The sequence below is a fragment of the Cupriavidus sp. USMAHM13 genome (genome assembly GCF_001854285.1).
GTDB classification, from domain to species: domain Bacteria; phylum Pseudomonadota; class Gammaproteobacteria; order Burkholderiales; family Burkholderiaceae; genus Cupriavidus; species Cupriavidus malaysiensis.
Window position 1 is genome coordinate 1,795,903 of the sequence record NZ_CP017751.1, and the last position, 15,556, is coordinate 1,811,458.

At 66.0% G+C, this 15,556-nt stretch carries 15 protein-coding genes and 1 tRNA gene; 15 read left to right on the top strand and 1 reads right to left on the bottom strand.

The annotated features are described in order from the left end of the window. Positions 1 to 132: 132 nt before the first annotated feature. Both lysM and BKK81_RS07890 read left to right on the top strand, forming a co-directional pair. Positions 133 to 636, top strand: a complete 504-nt coding sequence (lysM, locus tag BKK81_RS07885) for a peptidoglycan-binding protein LysM (protein WP_071011876.1) — start codon at positions 133 to 135, stop codon at positions 634 to 636. Positions 637 to 978: 342 nt separating this feature from the next. Further along, positions 979 to 2,520: a 2-isopropylmalate synthase gene (locus tag BKK81_RS07890; RefSeq protein ID WP_071011878.1), complete on the top strand. Its 1,542-nt coding sequence runs from the start codon at positions 979 to 981 to the stop codon at positions 2,518 to 2,520. A gap of 109 nt (positions 2,521 to 2,629) precedes the next feature. Here the strand turns inward: BKK81_RS07890 and BKK81_RS07895 are convergent, their stop codons facing one another. Next, positions 2,630 to 3,154, bottom strand: coding sequence for a hypothetical protein (locus tag BKK81_RS07895; RefSeq protein WP_071011880.1), 525 nt, complete (start codon positions 3,152 to 3,154; stop codon positions 2,630 to 2,632). A 328-nt stretch (positions 3,155 to 3,482) separates the two neighbouring features. Here BKK81_RS07895 and BKK81_RS07900 point away from each other — a divergent pair, with 328 nt between their 5' ends. The 13 genes from BKK81_RS07900 to nuoF all read left to right on the top strand — a co-directional run bounded on the left by BKK81_RS07900 (position 3,483) and on the right by nuoF (position 15,552). Then, positions 3,483 to 4,730 carry a branched-chain amino acid ABC transporter substrate-binding protein gene (locus BKK81_RS07900; RefSeq protein WP_071016216.1) on the top strand — a complete coding sequence of 416 codons (1,248 nt, stop codon included), beginning with the start codon at positions 3,483 to 3,485 and terminating at the stop codon, positions 4,728 to 4,730. 165 nt (positions 4,731 to 4,895) lie between these two features. Further along, on the top strand, positions 4,896 to 5,165 hold the full coding sequence (gene rpsO, locus BKK81_RS07905) for a 30S ribosomal protein S15 (RefSeq protein WP_071011883.1): 270 nt from the start codon (positions 4,896 to 4,898) through the stop codon (positions 5,163 to 5,165). Between the two features lie 435 nt (positions 5,166 to 5,600). Then, on the top strand, positions 5,601 to 7,772 hold the full coding sequence (gene pnp, locus BKK81_RS07910; RefSeq protein ID WP_071011884.1) for a polyribonucleotide nucleotidyltransferase: 2,172 nt from the start codon (positions 5,601 to 5,603) through the stop codon (positions 7,770 to 7,772). 214 nt (positions 7,773 to 7,986) lie between these two features. Next, entirely contained in the window at positions 7,987 to 8,991 is a 1,005-nt protein-coding gene (locus BKK81_RS07915) for an NAD(P)H-quinone oxidoreductase (RefSeq protein ID WP_071011886.1), read from the top strand. A gap of 255 nt (positions 8,992 to 9,246) precedes the next feature. Further along, entirely contained in the window at positions 9,247 to 9,990 is a 744-nt protein-coding gene (gene tpiA / locus BKK81_RS07920) for a triose-phosphate isomerase (RefSeq protein ID WP_257786949.1), read from the top strand. 45 nt (positions 9,991 to 10,035) lie between these two features. Then, positions 10,036 to 10,407 (top strand): preprotein translocase subunit SecG, encoded by a 372-nt coding sequence (secG, locus tag BKK81_RS07925; RefSeq protein ID WP_071011888.1) that lies wholly within the window; start codon positions 10,036 to 10,038, stop codon positions 10,405 to 10,407. 187 nt (positions 10,408 to 10,594) lie between these two features. Then, positions 10,595 to 10,679 (top strand) — tRNA-Leu (locus BKK81_RS07930). Between the two features lie 170 nt (positions 10,680 to 10,849). Continuing rightward, entirely contained in the window at positions 10,850 to 11,209 is a 360-nt protein-coding gene (locus BKK81_RS07935; protein WP_071011889.1) for an NADH-quinone oxidoreductase subunit A, read from the top strand. A 6-nt stretch (positions 11,210 to 11,215) separates the two neighbouring features. Then, positions 11,216 to 11,698 carry a NuoB/complex I 20 kDa subunit family protein gene (locus BKK81_RS07940; protein WP_020203631.1) on the top strand — a complete coding sequence of 161 codons (483 nt, stop codon included), beginning with the start codon at positions 11,216 to 11,218 and terminating at the stop codon, positions 11,696 to 11,698. A 1-nt stretch (position 11,699) separates the two neighbouring features. Further along, positions 11,700 to 12,299 (top strand): NADH-quinone oxidoreductase subunit C, encoded by a 600-nt coding sequence (locus BKK81_RS07945; protein ID WP_071011891.1) that lies wholly within the window; start codon positions 11,700 to 11,702, stop codon positions 12,297 to 12,299. An 8-nt stretch (positions 12,300 to 12,307) separates the two neighbouring features. Next, positions 12,308 to 13,561 (top strand): NADH-quinone oxidoreductase subunit D, encoded by a 1,254-nt coding sequence (locus BKK81_RS07950; RefSeq protein ID WP_071011893.1) that lies wholly within the window; start codon positions 12,308 to 12,310, stop codon positions 13,559 to 13,561. A 196-nt stretch (positions 13,562 to 13,757) separates the two neighbouring features. Then, on the top strand, positions 13,758 to 14,255 hold the full coding sequence (gene nuoE / locus BKK81_RS07955) for an NADH-quinone oxidoreductase subunit NuoE (RefSeq protein ID WP_071016220.1): 498 nt from the start codon (positions 13,758 to 13,760) through the stop codon (positions 14,253 to 14,255). A 1-nt stretch (position 14,256) separates the two neighbouring features. Next, positions 14,257 to 15,552 carry an NADH-quinone oxidoreductase subunit NuoF gene (nuoF, locus tag BKK81_RS07960; protein ID WP_071011895.1) on the top strand — a complete coding sequence of 432 codons (1,296 nt, stop codon included), beginning with the start codon at positions 14,257 to 14,259 and terminating at the stop codon, positions 15,550 to 15,552. Positions 15,553 to 15,556: the final 4 nt, after the last annotated feature.

A 15,556-nucleotide genomic window follows, 5' to 3' on the forward strand; every position in this document is an offset into this window, starting at 1 on the left:
CTTTGTTTGCAGGCGGACGGCCGCGCATCGGTTACGCTGCGGCTTCGTTTTCCCGCCGCGGTCCTGCCCGTCGCGGCCTTGCCGGGGCGGGAGCTTCACCGTGTAGTGCACAAGCCCCATCAGGAGGTCATCATGAGCGTGCTGGACTTCATCAAGGAAGCAGGAGAGAAACTCTTCGGCGGAGCGGCGCAGGCCGCCCCCGCGCCGGACAGCGGGGCGGCCGATGCGGCCGCCAAGGCGGACGAGGCCAACCGTGCCGCCGGTGCCGCGATCGAGGACTACATCCGCAAGATGGGCCTGGACGCCACCGCCCTGAGCGTGCAGGTCGACGGCTCGCAGGGACTGGTGACGGTCTTCGGCGTGGCGCCGGACCAGGCCACGCGGGAGAAGATCATCCTGTGCTGCGGCAATGTGCAGGGCGTGGACAAGGTCGACGACAAGATGTCGGTCAATGTCGCGTCGGCCGAGTCGCAGTGGCACACGGTGGTCAAGGGCGACACGCTGTGGGCCATCTCGCAGGAGGCCTATGGCAACGGCGCCGAGTACAACCGCATCTTCGAGGCCAACCGGCCGATGCTGTCGAACCCGGACAAGATCTATCCGGGGCAGAAACTGCGCATCCCGCCCAAAGCGTGAGTTCCCCGGGCGCGCGGAAGGGGCGGGTGCCTCGGGATTTTCCCGGGGGCCTCGGCAAGAATTCCGTATTGCGCGCGGCCGCCAAACCGGATATATTGCTCTGCATGATTTCGCGCCAAGCCCTCTCCACCCGCATCCTACTAGGTAGCCTACTAGGCCACCCGGTCGGGACGCGTGCGCGCTGAGGACGATAGAGGACGATCGAGCCCTCGCGCGAAGCCACACAGGATTCAAACGCCCCGGCCTGCCTTGTTGCACGCCGGGGCGTTTTGCATTCAGCAGCCCGCACATCCCGGCAGCAGGCAGGCCGACACTGCACAAAACTGGCCCAGGAGCCCCACCATGTCTGACAAGCTCATCATTTTCGACACCACCTTGCGCGATGGCGAGCAATCGCCCGGCGCCTCGATGACGCGCGAGGAGAAGATCCGTATCGCCCGCCAGCTCGAGCGACTGAAGGTCGACGTGATCGAGGCCGGTTTCGCCGCCAGCTCGAATGGTGATTTCGAGGCCATCCGCGCCATTGCCCAGACCGTCAAGGATTCGACCATCTGCTCGCTGGCCCGCGCCAACGACAAGGACATCGCGCGTGCCGCCGAGGCGCTGAAGCCGGCCAATTCCTTCCGCATCCATACCTTCATCGCCACGTCGGCGCTGCACATGGAGAAGAAGCTGCGCATGACGCCCGACCAGGTCTACGAGCAGGCCCGCCTGGCGGTGCGCTTCGCGCGCCAGTTCACCGATGACATCGAGTTCTCGCCCGAGGACGGCAGCCGCTCGGACATGGACTTCCTGTGCCGCGTGCTGGAAGCGGTGATCGCCGAAGGCGCCACCACCATCAACCTGCCCGATACCGTTGGCTACGCGGTGCCGGAAGGCTATGCCGGCCTGATCCGCTCGGTGCGCGAGCGCATCCCCAATTCCGACAAGGCGATCTGGTCGGTGCATTGCCACAACGATCTCGGCATGGCCGTGGCCAACTCGCTGGCGGCGGTCAAGCTCGGCGGCGCGCGCCAGATCGAGTGCACCATCAACGGCCTGGGCGAGCGTGCCGGCAACACCAGCCTGGAAGAGGTGGTGATGGCGGTCAAGACCCGCCGCGACTATTTCGACCTCGACGTCGGTGTCGATACCACCCAGATCGTGCCGGCCTCCAAGCTGGTCTCGCAGATCACCGGCTTCGTGGTGCAGCCCAATAAGGCCGTGGTCGGCGCCAATGCCTTCGCGCATGCGTCCGGCATCCACCAGGACGGCGTGCTCAAGGCGCGCGACACCTACGAAATCATGCGCGCAGAGGACGTGGGCTGGAGCGCCAACAAGATCGTGCTGGGCAAGCTCTCCGGCCGCAACGCCTTCAAGCAGCGCCTGCAGGAACTGGGCATCGAGATGGAGAGCGAAGCCGAGATCAACGCCGCCTTCACCCGTTTCAAGGAACTGGCTGACCAGAAGGCCGAGATCTTCGACGAAGACATCGTCGCCATCGTCTCCGACGAGGCCACCGAGGCGTCCAACGAACACTACCGCTTCGTTTCGCTGTCGCAGCGTTCGGAGACCGGTGAGCGTCCGCATGCCCGCGTCGTCTTCAATATGGACGGACAGGAGCAGATCGGCGAGGCCGAGGGCAACGGCCCGGTCGATGCCACGCTGCACGCCATCGAGGGCAAGGTCGGCAGCGGCGCCGAACTGGTGTTGTACTCGGTCAACGCCATCACCACCGGCACGCAGGCCCAGGGCGAGGTCACGGTGCGCCTGTCGAAGGCCGGCCGTATCGTCAACGGCGTGGGCACCGATCCCGACATCGTTGCAGCTTCGGCCAAGGCCTATCTGGCCGCGCTGAACAAGCTGCACGACAAGGCCGTGCAGAAGATCAACCCGCAGATCTGATCCGGATCCGCGCTGGCGGTCGACGGCCGATCCGGCCCGAAGACCGGAACGACCCGCCTGCCTCCGACCCGGAGGCAGGCGGGTTTTTTCATGGCCGCGCGGGCTCGCCTCAGCGCCGGCGGTCGGCGTCGTAGAGCGGGTCGGGCGTGACCTGGGTCTGGCGCAGCACGCCGCTGTCGTCGAAGTAGAAGTTGAACATCGAAGGCCACTGGCCCTCGTGCTTGAAACGGTACGACCAGACTTCGCGCTTCATCAGCGGGAAGTACTGCACCGGCTCGCGCGACTTGCCGAAGTGCTCGAGCACGTCACGCTTGGTCCAGATGCCGACCTCGGCCTTGTACAGCTCGGCCGTCTGCAGCATCTGCCGGAAGGCGGTCAGCCGGCCCTGGCTGTCGAAGTCGGCGGCGTAGGCCTGCTGGCCGAGCGGCTGCTTGGAATAGATCCAGCGGCTGGTGCCGTCGCGCAGGGAAAAAATGTCGGTCGGTTGGCCGAAGGTGGCCTGGACCGTGGCCTGTGGTGCGCCGAGCAGCTTCTGGCCTTCCTGCTCGGGAGCCAGCACGGCGCAGGCCGAGAGCGCGGCGGCGGCCAGGACCAGCGCCGATTGCGCGACGATACGCGGAAAAGAGGAGGGCATGGTAATCCTTGGGTTCCTGCGGCACCGGGGCGCGAGGCATGCCGGCAGCAGGCCGATGCGGAGAGTGTAGCGGGCGCATGCCGGGCGTGTGAAGCCGGCGGCAACCCGGCCGGCTCAGGGCCGGCCCCGATTTCCCGCGTGATCTCCCCTCTATTTTCTATTTATTGCGCGGATCCTGCCCCCAATTTCCGCTTGCGATCCGCTGTGTGCCGGACTTGGCCTGGCCCGGCGCGCTCGCGTACCATGCTCGTTTTCTGGCGGGAGGGTGGGCGTGCAAGAGACGGCGGAGAAGGCGGAATCCGGTTGCGGCGCGGGTGCGGGTCGGCGCCTGCGGCCATGGCGCTGGCTGGCGGCGGGGCTGGTGTGCCTGGCGGCTGCGACGGCCGGCGCACAGGAGCCGATCCGGCTGGGCATGATCGACGGACTTTCCGGTCCCTTCGCCAATGCCGGCGAAATGGTGGCGCGCAACCTGCGCCTGGCCATCGAGCAGGTCAATGCGCGCGGCGGCGTCAAGACCGCCGAGGGCATGCGCCCGCTGGACCTGGTGACCTTCGACAGCAAGGGCAATGTCGACGAGAGCCTGATCCAGTTCCGCGCGCTGGTCGACAAGCGCATTCCCTTCGTACTGCAGGGCAACAGTTCGGCCGTGGCGGGCGCACTGGTGGCGGCGGTCAACCGCCACAATGCGCGCGAGCCGGGTGCGCGCGTGCTGTTCCTCAACTATTCCGCGGTCGATCCCGGGCTGACCAACGAGAACTGCAGCTTCTGGCACTTCCGTTTCGATGCCAGCGCCGATATGCGCATGCAGGCCCTGGCCGAGGCCATCCGCACCGACAAGTCGGTGCGCCGCGTCTACCTGATCAACCAGGACTACAGTTTCGGCCACCAGGTTTCGCAGTCGGCGGCCGCCATGCTGGCCGCCAAGCGACCGGACGTGAAGGTGGTGGGGGAGGAATTCCATCCCATCGGCAAGGTCAAGGATTTCGCGCCCTACATCGCCAAGATCAAGGCCAGCGGCGCCGATGCGGTGATCACCGGCAACTGGGGCAACGATCTCACGCTGATGGTCAAGGCGGCGCGCGAGGGCGGCCTCGGCGCCAGGTTCTACACCTTCTACGGCAACAGCCTCGGCGCGCCGGCGGCGATGGGCGATGCCGGCGTCGGCCAGGTGCTGGCGGTGGCCGAATGGCATCCCAATGTCGGCGGTGCCGCGTCGGACGCGTTCTACCGGGCCTTCCGCGCGCGCTACCCGGAGCCCAGGGACGACTACCTGCTGCTGCGCATGCAGGTGATGATCGAGATGCTGGCGCGCGCCATCGAGCAGGCCGGCTCGACCGACGCGGTCAAGGTGGCGCACGCGCTCGAAGGCATGCGCTATGTCAACGCCTTCCATGATGCCACCATGCGCGCGGCCGACCACCAGTTGCAGCAACCGCTCTACGTCTCGGTGATGGCGCGCCAGGGCGGCGAGGTGCGCTTCGACAACGAGGGCTCCGGCTATGGCTTCCGCACGGTGCGCAAGCTGACGGCGGCGCAGGCGATGCTGCCCACCACCTGCCGGATGGAGCGCTACTAGCCTGCCGGCGCGGCCGGCGTGTGCGCCGGCCGCGTTTTCCGCTATAATCGCCGCCTGTCGTTGCCAGGCCAGCCGGCCGGGCGCGGCAGATGCCTGACAAGACACAAGGCACGACGCATGCGGCGCATCCCGCGCTGTGGCGTTCGCAAGTGAAAGGAAATCAACATGGCAGTCGCCGATATCAACAAGTCCGAAGTCATCAAGCAGTTCGCGCGTGGCGCCAACGACACCGGCAGCCCCGAAGTCCAGGTTGCCCTGCTGACCACCCGCATCAACGAACTGACCCCGCACTTCAAGGCCAACATGAAGGATCACCACAGCCGCCGCGGCCTGCTGCGCATGGTGAGCCGTCGTCGTCGCCTGCTGGACTACCTGAAGTCCAGCGATGCGGACCGCTACCGCGCGCTGATCGAAAAGCTGGGCCTGCGCAAGTAAGGCACGGCCGGATGGCGGCACGGAAACTCGGACCGCACGCATTGGCGTGAAGCCGCGATGCCTGCGTCAGCAACGCTGATGCAGGCATTTTGTTTTTGTGGCCCGTCGCTTGCCGGGCGGCCATCCCGCGCGAGTGGATTTCCATTCACTCCACGTCGCCGCGCCGAACGGCCCGGCGCCCGTTGCACCAAGGCGCGCAACGGGGTAACGTAACCTGTTCTTTACCCAACGGATACCGGGGCCAGCCAAGGAAGCAGGGTCTTGTGTCATTCCAGCGCGCCATCGCCGCCCGGGACGGGGTGGCAGGTGGCGCGCTGGAATGGCATAGCACTCCCCTTCGACCGCGACTGGCGCAGACCCGGCAGTTAGCCCGCGGCTGGGAACGCGGGCGTTGCACCCTCGGGTGCAAGCATGAACGAAGACGAAGGAACGCTCATGACCATGTTCAACAAAGTCGTCAAGCAATTCCAGTGGGGCCAGCACTCCGTGCGCATGGAGACCGGCGAGATCGCACGCCAGGCTGGCGGCGCGGTGATCGTCGATGTGGAAGACACCGTGGTGCTCGCCACCGTGGTGGCCGCCAAGACCCCGAAACCCGGCCAGGACTTCTTCCCCCTGACCGTCGACTACATCGAGAAGACCTACGCCGCCGGCAAGATCCCGGGTGGCTTCTTCAAGCGCGAAGGCCGTCCCTCGGAGCTGGAGACGCTGACCTCGCGCCTGATCGACCGTCCGCTGCGCCCGCTGTTCCCGGAAGGCTTCTACAACGACGTGCAGGTGGTTGTCCACGTGCTGTCGCTGAACCCGGAAGTGCCGGCCGACATCCCGGCGCTGATCGCTTCCTCGGCCGCCCTGGCCGTGTCCGGCATCCCCTTCAACGGCCCGGTGGGCGCTGCCCGCGTCGGCTACAAGGACGGCCAGTACCTGCTGAACCCGACCCGCGCGCAGATCGCCAGCTCCGACCTGGACCTGGTCGTGGCGGGTACTGAGCGCGCCGTGCTGATGGTGGAATCGGAAGCCAACCAGCTCTCCGAAGAGGTGATGCTGGGCGCCGTGGTCTATGGCCACGAGCAGATGCAGATCGCCATCAACGCCATCCATGAACTGGTGCGCGAGGGCGGCAAGCCGGAGTGGGACTGGACCGCGCCGGCCAAGAACGAGACCCTGATCGCACAGGTCAGCGAGATCGGCCTGCCGCTGCTGCAGGAAACCTACCAGCTGCGCCAGAAGGCCGCGCGCAGCCAGAAGCTGAAGGAAGTCTACGCGACCGTCGCGGCCAAGCTGCAGGAAGCCGGCGTGGAAGCCGACAAGGTCGAAGTGGGCAACATCCTGTTCGATCTGGAAGCGAAGATCGTGCGTGGCCAGGTCCTGGCCGGCGAGCCGCGTATCGACGGCCGCGACACCCGCACGGTGCGCCCGATCGAGATCCGCTCCTCGGTGCTGCCGCGCGCGCACGGCTCGGCGCTGTTCACCCGCGGCGAGACCCAGGCGCTGGTGGTGGCCACGCTGGGCACCAAGAGCGATGAGCAGATCATCGACGCCCTGTCCGGCGAATACCGCGACCGCTTCATGCTCCACTACAACATGCCCCCGTTCGCCACCGGCGAGACGGGCCGCGTGGGCAGCCCGAAGCGTCGCGAGATCGGCCACGGCCGCCTGGCCAAGCGCGCGCTGATCGCCGTGCTGCCGAAGGAAGACGAGTTCGCCTACACCATCCGCCTGGTATCGGAGATCACCGAGTCGAACGGTTCCTCCTCGATGGCTTCGGTGTGCGGCGGCTGCCTGGCGCTGATGGACGCGGGCGTGCCCGTCAAGGCCCACGTGGCCGGCGTGGCCATGGGCCTGATCCTCGAGGGCAACAAGTTCGCCGTGCTGACCGACATCCTCGGTGACGAGGACCACCTCGGCGACATGGACTTCAAGGTGGCCGGTACCGACCACGGCATCACCGCGCTGCAGATGGACATCAAGGTCCAGGGCATCACCAAGGAAATCATGCAGGTGGCGCTGGCCCAGGCCAAGGACGGCCGTCTGCATATCCTGGGCAAGATGCAGGAAGCGATGGGCCACGCACGCACCGAACTGTCGGCGCACGCACCGCGCATGATCACCATGAAGATCCATCCGGACAAGATCCGCGAAGTGATCGGCAAGGGCGGCTCGACCATCCAGGCGCTGACCAAGGAAACCGGCACCACCATCGACATCCAGGAAGACGGCACGATCACCATCGCGTCGACCTCGACCGAAGGCATGGCGGAAGCCAAGCGCCGCATCGAGGGCATTACCGCGGAAGCCGAAGTGGGCAAGATCTACGCCGGTACCGTGCTGAAGCTGCTGGACTTCGGCGCCATCGTCAACATCCTGCCGGGCAAGGACGGCCTGCTGCACATCTCCGAGATCGTCAACGAGCGTGTCAAGGACATCAAGGACTGGCTGAAGGAAGGCCAGCAGGTGCGCGTCAAGCTGATCCAGGCCGACGAGAAGGGCCGTCTGCGCCTGTCGCTGAAGGCGGCGCTGGCGGAAGAGGGTGGCACCATCACCCCGATCGCGCAAGCCGGCGAGGCAGCGCCCGCACCGGCTGCCGGCTCGACCGAGCAGCAGTAAGCGCGGCAGGCCGCGCCCCGTTCAGGCGGGGCGCGCAGCGGAAAAACGGCTGGCGATGTCCAGCCGTTTTTTTGTTTACACTGCGGCAGTTCCGCGGCTTGCGCGGACGGCGCGGCCCGCGGGCCGGCCCCCGCGCAAGCCGCGTGTCCGCTTCCTTTTTTTCGCGGCACAGGCGCGCAGCATGCGCCGCGCACCATCACAGCAAGGAGTCCCAATGCGAGCCATCGAGATCCGTGAATACGGCGCCCCAGAGGTCCTGCAGGAAACGCAGCGCCCGGATCCCCAGCCCAAGGCCGGCGAGATCCTGATCCGCGTCGCGGCCTCGGGCGTCAACCGGCCCGACGTCTTCCAGCGTACCGGCAACTACCCGGTGCCGCCCGGCGCCTCCGACCTGCCCGGCCTGGAAGTGGCCGGCGTGGTGGCGGGCGGCGATCTCGCGCACGCCGACAACCGCTTCGGCCTCAAGGTGGGCGACCGCGTCTGCGCCCTGGTGCAGGGCGGCGGCTACGCGGAGCTGTGCACGGCGCCGGTGGCGCAATGCCTGCCGGTGCCGGCCGGGCTGTCTGACATCGAGGCCGCGGCATTGCCGGAGACCTTCTTCACGGTGTGGAGCAACGTCTTCGACCGCGGCTACCTGGGTCGCGGCCCGCGCGGCAAGGACGAGACGCTGCTGATCCAGGGCGGCTCCAGCGGCATCGGCACCACGGCCATCCAGATCGCCAAGGCGCTCGGCTTCAAGGTCTTCGTCACCGCCGGCAGCGCCGACAAGTGCGCCGCCTGCGAGGCGCTCGGCGCGGATCGCGCGATCAACTACAAGACCGAGGACTTCGTCGCCGAGATCAAGGCCCTTACCGAAGGGCGCGGCGTCGACGTGATCCTCGACATGGTCGCCGGCCCCTACCTGGCGCGCGAACTGTCCTGCATCGCCGATGACGGCCGCATCGTCATCATCGCGCTGCTCGGCGGCGCCAAGGCAGAAATCCCGCTCGGCGACATCCTGCGCCGGCGCATCACCGTCACCGGCTCCACGCTGCGCCCGCGCCCGGCTGCCTTCAAGGGCGAGATCGCGCGCGCCCTGCACGAGCAGGTGTGGCCGCTGCTGGCCGCCGGCCAGATCAAGCCGGCGATTTTCCGCACCTTCCCGGCCGCGCAGGCGGCCGAAGCGCATCGCCTGATGGAGTCGAGCGAGCATATCGGGAAGATCGTCCTGACCTGGTGAGGGGGGGGGCGCCAAAACCGTTGGCCAAGCATCGTGTCTTGGCTCCCTCTCCCCGCATGGGGAGAGGGCGGGGCAGAGGGGTGGTCTAGCAAGGCGCCACGCGCAACGAAGCCGCCGGTGTGGTCCAGCGCGCCAAGGCAAAGAGAAAGCCGCCTCTTGGTTCTTTGGGTGGCTTGGCCGCCTTTCCGTGCCGACATGGCGCCGTCGCAATCCCCACGTTACAATACTGGGTTTAGTCAAAATGAGGCAGGGGCGATTCGCGTGAGAGACAAGCTCGTCATCGGCAACTGGAAGATGCATGGCAGCCTGGCCGCCAATGAGGCGTTGCTGGCTGCGATCAAGGCGGCACCGGCGCGTGCGCGCCTGGCGGTGTGCGCACCGTTCCCCTACCTGGCGCAGTGCCAGGCCTTGCTGCGCGGCAGCGCGGTGGCCTGGGGCGCGCAGGATGTGTCGGCCGAGGCGCGCGGTGCCTTCACCGGCGAAGTGGCCGCTTCGATGCTGGTCGACTTCGGCGTAAGCTACGCCCTGGTCGGGCACTCGGAGCGCCGCAGCTACCACGGCGAGACCGATGCGGTCGTCGCGGCCAAGGCGCTGCGTGCGCTCGATGCGGGCATCGTGCCGGTGGTGTGCGTGGGCGAAACCCTGGCGCAGCGCGAGGCGGGCGAGACCGAGGCCGTGGTCGGCCGTCAGCTGCAGGCGGTGCTGGATGCGCTGTCGGTCGAGCAGCTCGGCCGCGTCGTGCTGGCCTATGAGCCGGTCTGGGCCATCGGCACCGGCAAGACCGCGACCAGCGCGCAGGCGCAGGCCGTGCATGCCTTCCTGCGGGCGCAGGTGGCGGCGCGCGACGCCGGCGTGGCGCAGGGCATGGCCATCCTGTATGGCGGCAGTGTCAAGCCGGACAATGCCGCCGAACTGTTCTCCATGGCGGATATCGACGGGGGGCTGATCGGTGGCGCCTCGCTCAAGTCGGAAGATTTCCTCGCGATCGGCAACGCCTGAATGCCGGCCGTATCGATCGATTGATCAGGCAAGCGAATCAAACAAATGGCAATTTTCAAAACTCTGTTGGTGGTCCTGCAGGTGCTGTCCGCGCTGGGCGTGATCGGTCTGGTGCTGCTCCAGCACGGCAAGGGCGCGGATGTCGGCGCGGCCTTCGGCTCGGGAGCCTCGGGCAGCCTGTTCGGTGCCACCGGCTCGGCCAACTTCCTGTCGCGCACGACGGCGGTGCTGGCGACGGTCTTCTTCGCCTGCACGCTGGCCCTGACGCTGATGACCAACTACCGTCCGGCGGCTTCGCTGGGGGTGATGGGGGCCGCGCCGCAGGTTGCGCCGGCCGCCGCTTCGGCGCCTGCCGCCAGCGCACCGGCCGCGGCTGCCGCGGCGTCGGCGCCGGCTGCGCCTGCAGTACCGAAATAATCAGGATTCGGACCCCGGGATTCCTGATCTTTTTTGCAGTTGTGCATTGAACAAATCGGGTTTCCTGGGTTAGAATCCAAGTCTTGAAACGATTCCCCAGCGGTGGGTCTCAAACCAGATCGAAAGGTCGAGCGAGAGTCCCGAAGGGTCCTAAAACCCGGCGCCAGGCAACATTGTTTCTCCCCCAGCCGACGTGGTGAAATTGGTAGACACGCTATCTTGAGGGGGTAGTGGCGAAAGCTGTGCGAGTTCGAGTCTCGCCGTCGGCACCAAACAACTTGATCGGAGTTCGCGTCACGGGCCTTTGCGCGTTGTGCGTGAGGTGAACTCCGGCAGTCCGCAAGGCGGCGCCGTGCTTCTACGGAATGGCGCTTGGGGTGGGCAACAGGACGCCGCTTCAGCTGGTGCTGTTGACAACATTCCAGATAAGGCTGGCCGTACCTTGAACCTCGAAGCCTACTTCCCCGTCCTCATCCTCATCATCTTCGGCACCGTGCTTGGCGTGGCGCTGATGTCGATCGGCAGGATCCTCGGTCCCAACAAGCCTGACGCCGCGAAGCTCTCTCCCTACGAGTGCGGCTTCGAAGCCTTCGAGGATGCGCGCATGAAGTTCGACGTGCGCTACTACCTCATCGCCATTCTCTTCATTCTGTTCGATCTCGAGACAGCCTTCCTCTTCCCCTGGGGTGTTGCCCTGAAGGAGATCGGCTGGCCGGGTTTCATCGCCATGGGCGTGTTTCTGCTGGAATTCATCGTGGGCTTCGTCTACATCTGGAAAAAGGGCGCGCTCGATTGGGAGTGATGTGAAATGGCAATCGAAGGCGTTCTCAACGAAGGCTTCGTCACGACTACCGCTGACAAGCTGATCAACTGGACCCGCACCGGGTCGCTGTGGCCGATGACCTTCGGCCTGGCCTGCTGTGCCGTGGAAATGATGCATGCCGGCGCCGCGCGCTACGACCTGGACCGCTTCGGCGTGGTGTTCCGCCCGTCGCCGCGCCAGTCCGACGTGATGATCGTGGCCGGCACGCTGTGCAACAAGATGGCGCCCGCGCTGCGCAAGGTCTACGACCAGATGGCCGAGCCGCGCTGGGTGATCTCGATGGGCTCGTGCGCCAACGGCGGCGGCTACTATCACTATTCCTACTCGGTGGTGCGCGGCTGCGATCGCATCGTGCCCGTCGATATCTACGTGCCGGGCTGCCCGCCGACCGCGGAGGCGCTGATCTACGGTGTGATCCAGTTGCAGAACAAGATCCGCCGCACCAACACCATCGCGCGCAAGGGCTGACATGGCGAGCATCGATACCCTCAAGTCCGCTCTCGAGAAGGTCCTGGGCAAGCGCGTACAGAAGCTGGTCGAGTCGCTCGGCGAGCTGACCCTGATCGTCAAGGCCGAGGACAGCCTGGAAGCCGCCCGCCTGCTGCGCGACGATCCCGCGCTGCGCTTCGAGCAGCTGATCGACGTTTGCGGCGTCGACTATTCCGACTTTGGCGACGGTGCCTGGGAGGGCGCGCGTTTCGCCGCCGTCTCGCACCTGCTGTCGGTCACCCATAACTGGCGCCTGCGCCTTCGTGTGTTCGCGCCGGACGACGATTTTCCGGTGGTGCCGTCGCTGATCGATATCTGGAACTCGGCCAACTGGTTCGAGCGCGAAGCATTCGACTTCTACGGCATCGTGTTCGAAGGCCATCCGGACCTGCGTCGCCTGCTGACCGACTACGGTTTCGTCGGCCACCCGTTCCGCAAGGACTTCCCGGTCTCGGGCTTCGTGGAAATGCGCTACGACCCCGAGCAGAAGCGCGTGATCTACCAGCCCGTGACCATCGAGCCGCGCGAGATCACCCCGCGCGTGATCCGGGAAGACAAGTACGGCGGCGTGCAGCACTGAGAAGCGCAATGGCAGACATCAAGAACTACACCCTGAACTTCGGCCCGCAGCACCCGGCGGCCCACGGCGTGCTGCGCCTGGTGCTGGAACTGGACGGCGAAGTCATCCAGCGCGCCGACCCCCACATCGGCCTGCTGCACCGTGCCACCGAGAAGCTGGCCGAGCAGAAGACCTGGATCCAGAGCGTGCCCTACATGGACCGTCTCGACTACGTGTCGATGATGGTCAACGAGCACGCCTACGTGATGGCCATCGAACGCATGATGGGCATCGAAGTACCGGTGCGCGCGCAGTACATCCGCGTGATGTTCGACGAGATCACCCGCCTGCTGAACCACCTGATGTGGATCGGTGCGCATGCGCTGGACGTGGGCGCGATGGCGGTGTTCCTGTACGCTTTCCGCGAGCGCGAAGACCTGTTCGACATGTACGAGACGGTGTCGGGCGCGCGCATGCACGCGGCCTACTACCGTCCGGGCGGCGTCTACCGCGACCTGCCTGACACGATGCCGCAATACAAGGCGTCGAAAGTCCACAATGAGCGCGCCCTCAAGGTGATGAACGAAGCCCGCTCGGGTTCGCTGCTGGACTTCATCGAAGACTTCACCAACCGCTTCCCGAAGTACGTCGACGAATACGAGACGCTGCTGACCGACAACCGGATCTGGAAGCAGCGCCTGGTCGGCATCGGCGTGGTCAGCCCGGAGCGCGCGCTGCAGATGGGCTTCACCGGTCCGATGCTGCGTGGTTCGGGCATCGAGTGGGACCTGCGCAAGAAGCAGCCCTACGAGGTTTACGACAAGGTCGACTTCGACGTGCCGGTGGGTGTGGGCGGCGACTGCTACGCGCGCTACCTGGTGCGCGTGGAAGAGATGCGCCAGTCCAACCGCATCATCAAGCAGTGCATCGAGTGGCTGCGTCGCAACCCGGGTCCGGTCATCACGGACAACCACAAGGTGGCGCCGCCGTCGCGGGTGGACATGAAGACCAATATGGAAGAGCTGATCCACCACTTCAAGCTTTTCACCGAAGGTATCCACGTGCCCGAAGGCGAAGCCTACGCGGCGGTGGAGCACCCGAAGGGCGAGTTCGGCATCTATGCGATCTCCGACGGCGCCAACAAGCCTTACCGCCTGAAGATCCGGGCGCCTGGCTTCGCGCACCTGGCGGCGCTCGACGAAATGGCCAAGGGCCACATGATCGCCGATGCAGTGACGATCATCGGTACCCAGGACATCGTTTTCGGCGAGATCGACCGCTGAAGACAGGCCGCGGGCTCCCGGACGACGATCCGGGCGCACCCGCGCCGAGCCCGCGACGGGCGCGGCCGGGTGAAACCCGCGGCGCACCGGCAAGCGCCGAGCGCGCGCCGGCGGCGAACGGGCAAGGACGGCAGCGACGGCTGCGAATCTGCGGGGCACCCGGCCAAGGGCGCTCCGGCGTATTACTGCAATGACCATGCTATCAGCAGAAGCTCTCAAGGAAATCGATCGCGCGATCGCCAAGTATCCGGCCGACCAGAAGCAGTCGGCGGTGATGGCGGCACTGGCCGTGGCGCAGGGCGAGGTGGGCTGGGTTTCCCCCGAAGTCATGCAGTTCGTCGCCCAGTACCTCGACATGCCGCCGGTGTGGGTCGAGGAGGTGGCGACCTTCTACAACATGTACGACACCAAGCCGGTGGGCAAGTACAAGCTGACCGTCTGCACCAACCTGCCGTGTGCCCTGTCGGGCGGCGAACGCGCCGGCGAGCACCTGAAGCACAAGCTCGGCATCGACTACAACGAAACCACCCCGGACGGCTGCTTCACCCTGAAAGAGGGTGAGTGCATGGGCGCCTGCGGCGACGCGCCGGTGATGATCGTCAACAACACGCGCATGTGCAGCTTCATGAGCAACGAGAAGCTCGACGCGCTGGTCGACGAACTGAAGGCCGAGGCCGCGAAGGGGAACAAGTAAGATGACCTCTCTGCACGACCGCCACATCAAGCCGCTGATCCTGGCCGGCCTCGATGGCCAGAACTGGCACCTCGAGGACTACGTCAAGCGCGGCGGCTACCAGCAGCTCAAGCGCATCCTCACCGAGAAGATTCCCCCCGAGCAGGTCATCGCCGACGTCAAGGCCTCCGGGCTGCGCGGTCGCGGCGGCGCGGGCTTCCCCACCGGCCTGAAGTGGAGCTTCATGCCGCGTACGTTCCCGGGGCAGAAATACCTCGTCTGCAACACCGATGAAGGCGAGCCGGGCACGTTCAAGGACCGCGACATCATCCGCTACAACCCGCACGCGCTGATCGAGGGCATGGCCATCGGAGCGTACGCGATGGGCATCACCGTGGGTTACAACTACATCCACGGCGAGATCTGGAACGAATACAAGATCTTCGAGCAGGCGCTCGAAGAGGCGCGCGCGGCCGGCTTCCTGGGCGACAACATCCTGGGCTCGGGCTTCAACTTCCAGCTGCATGCGCACCATGGCTACGGCGCCTACATCTGCGGCGAGGAAACCGCGCTGCTGGAGTCGCTGGAAGGCAAGAAGGGCCAGCCGCGCTTCAAGCCGCCGTTCCCGGCCAGCTTCGGCCTGTACGGCAAGCCGACCACCATCAACAACACCGAGACCTTCGCCGCGGTGCCCTTCCTGCTGGCCGTCGGGCCGGAGAACTACATGAAGATGGGCAAGCCGAACAACGGCGGCACCAAGATCTTCTCGATCTCCGGCGACATCGAGCGCCCCGGCAACTACGAGATCCCGCTGGGCACGCCGTTCGCGACCCTGCTGGAACTGGCCGGTGGCATGCGCGGCGGCAAGAAGATCAAGGCGGTGATCCCGGGCGGCTCGTCCGCCCCGGTGGTGCCGGGCGACATGATGATGGCGTCCGACATGGACTACGACTCGATCGCCAAGGCCGGCTCGATGCTGGGCTCGGGCGCGGTGATCGTGATGGACGAGACGCGCTGCATGGTCCGCTCGCTGCTGCGCCTGTCCTATTTCTATTTTGAAGAATCGTGCGGCCAGTGCACGCCGTGCCGTGAAGGCACCGGCTGGCTCTATCGCATGGTCAAGCGTATCGAACACGGAGAAGGCCGCCAGGAAGACCTGGACGTGCTCAACAACGTCGCGGAAAACATCATGGGCCGCACCATCTGCGCGCTCGGCGATGCGGCAGCAATGCCCGTCCGCGGCATGCTCAAGCACTACTGGAAAGAGTTCGAATATCACGTCGAACACAAGCAGTGCATGGTTCCGGCCTACATCTAAGCGT

Bases quoted from the DNA above. Each gene is read 5' to 3' on its own strand.
- lysM (WP_071011876.1), top strand. From the start codon at position 133: ATGAGCGTGCTGGACTTCATCAAGGAAGCAGGAGAGAAACTCTTCGGC.
- BKK81_RS07890 (WP_071011878.1), top strand. From the start codon at position 979: ATGTCTGACAAGCTCATCATTTTCGACACCACCTTGCGCGATGGCGAG.
- BKK81_RS07895 (WP_071011880.1), bottom strand. From the start codon at position 3,154: ATGCCCTCCTCTTTTCCGCGTATCGTCGCGCAATCGGCGCTGGTCCTG.
- rpsO (WP_071011883.1), top strand. From the start codon at position 4,896: ATGGCAGTCGCCGATATCAACAAGTCCGAAGTCATCAAGCAGTTCGCG.
- pnp (WP_071011884.1), top strand. From the start codon at position 5,601: ATGACCATGTTCAACAAAGTCGTCAAGCAATTCCAGTGGGGCCAGCAC.
- BKK81_RS07915 (WP_071011886.1), top strand. From the start codon at position 7,987: ATGCGAGCCATCGAGATCCGTGAATACGGCGCCCCAGAGGTCCTGCAG.
- secG (WP_071011888.1), top strand. From the start codon at position 10,036: ATGGCAATTTTCAAAACTCTGTTGGTGGTCCTGCAGGTGCTGTCCGCG.
- BKK81_RS07940 (WP_020203631.1), top strand. From the start codon at position 11,216: ATGGCAATCGAAGGCGTTCTCAACGAAGGCTTCGTCACGACTACCGCT.
- BKK81_RS07945 (WP_071011891.1), top strand. From the start codon at position 11,700: ATGGCGAGCATCGATACCCTCAAGTCCGCTCTCGAGAAGGTCCTGGGC.
- BKK81_RS07950 (WP_071011893.1), top strand. From the start codon at position 12,308: ATGGCAGACATCAAGAACTACACCCTGAACTTCGGCCCGCAGCACCCG.
- nuoE (WP_071016220.1), top strand. From the start codon at position 13,758: ATGCTATCAGCAGAAGCTCTCAAGGAAATCGATCGCGCGATCGCCAAG.
- nuoF (WP_071011895.1), top strand. From the start codon at position 14,257: ATGACCTCTCTGCACGACCGCCACATCAAGCCGCTGATCCTGGCCGGC.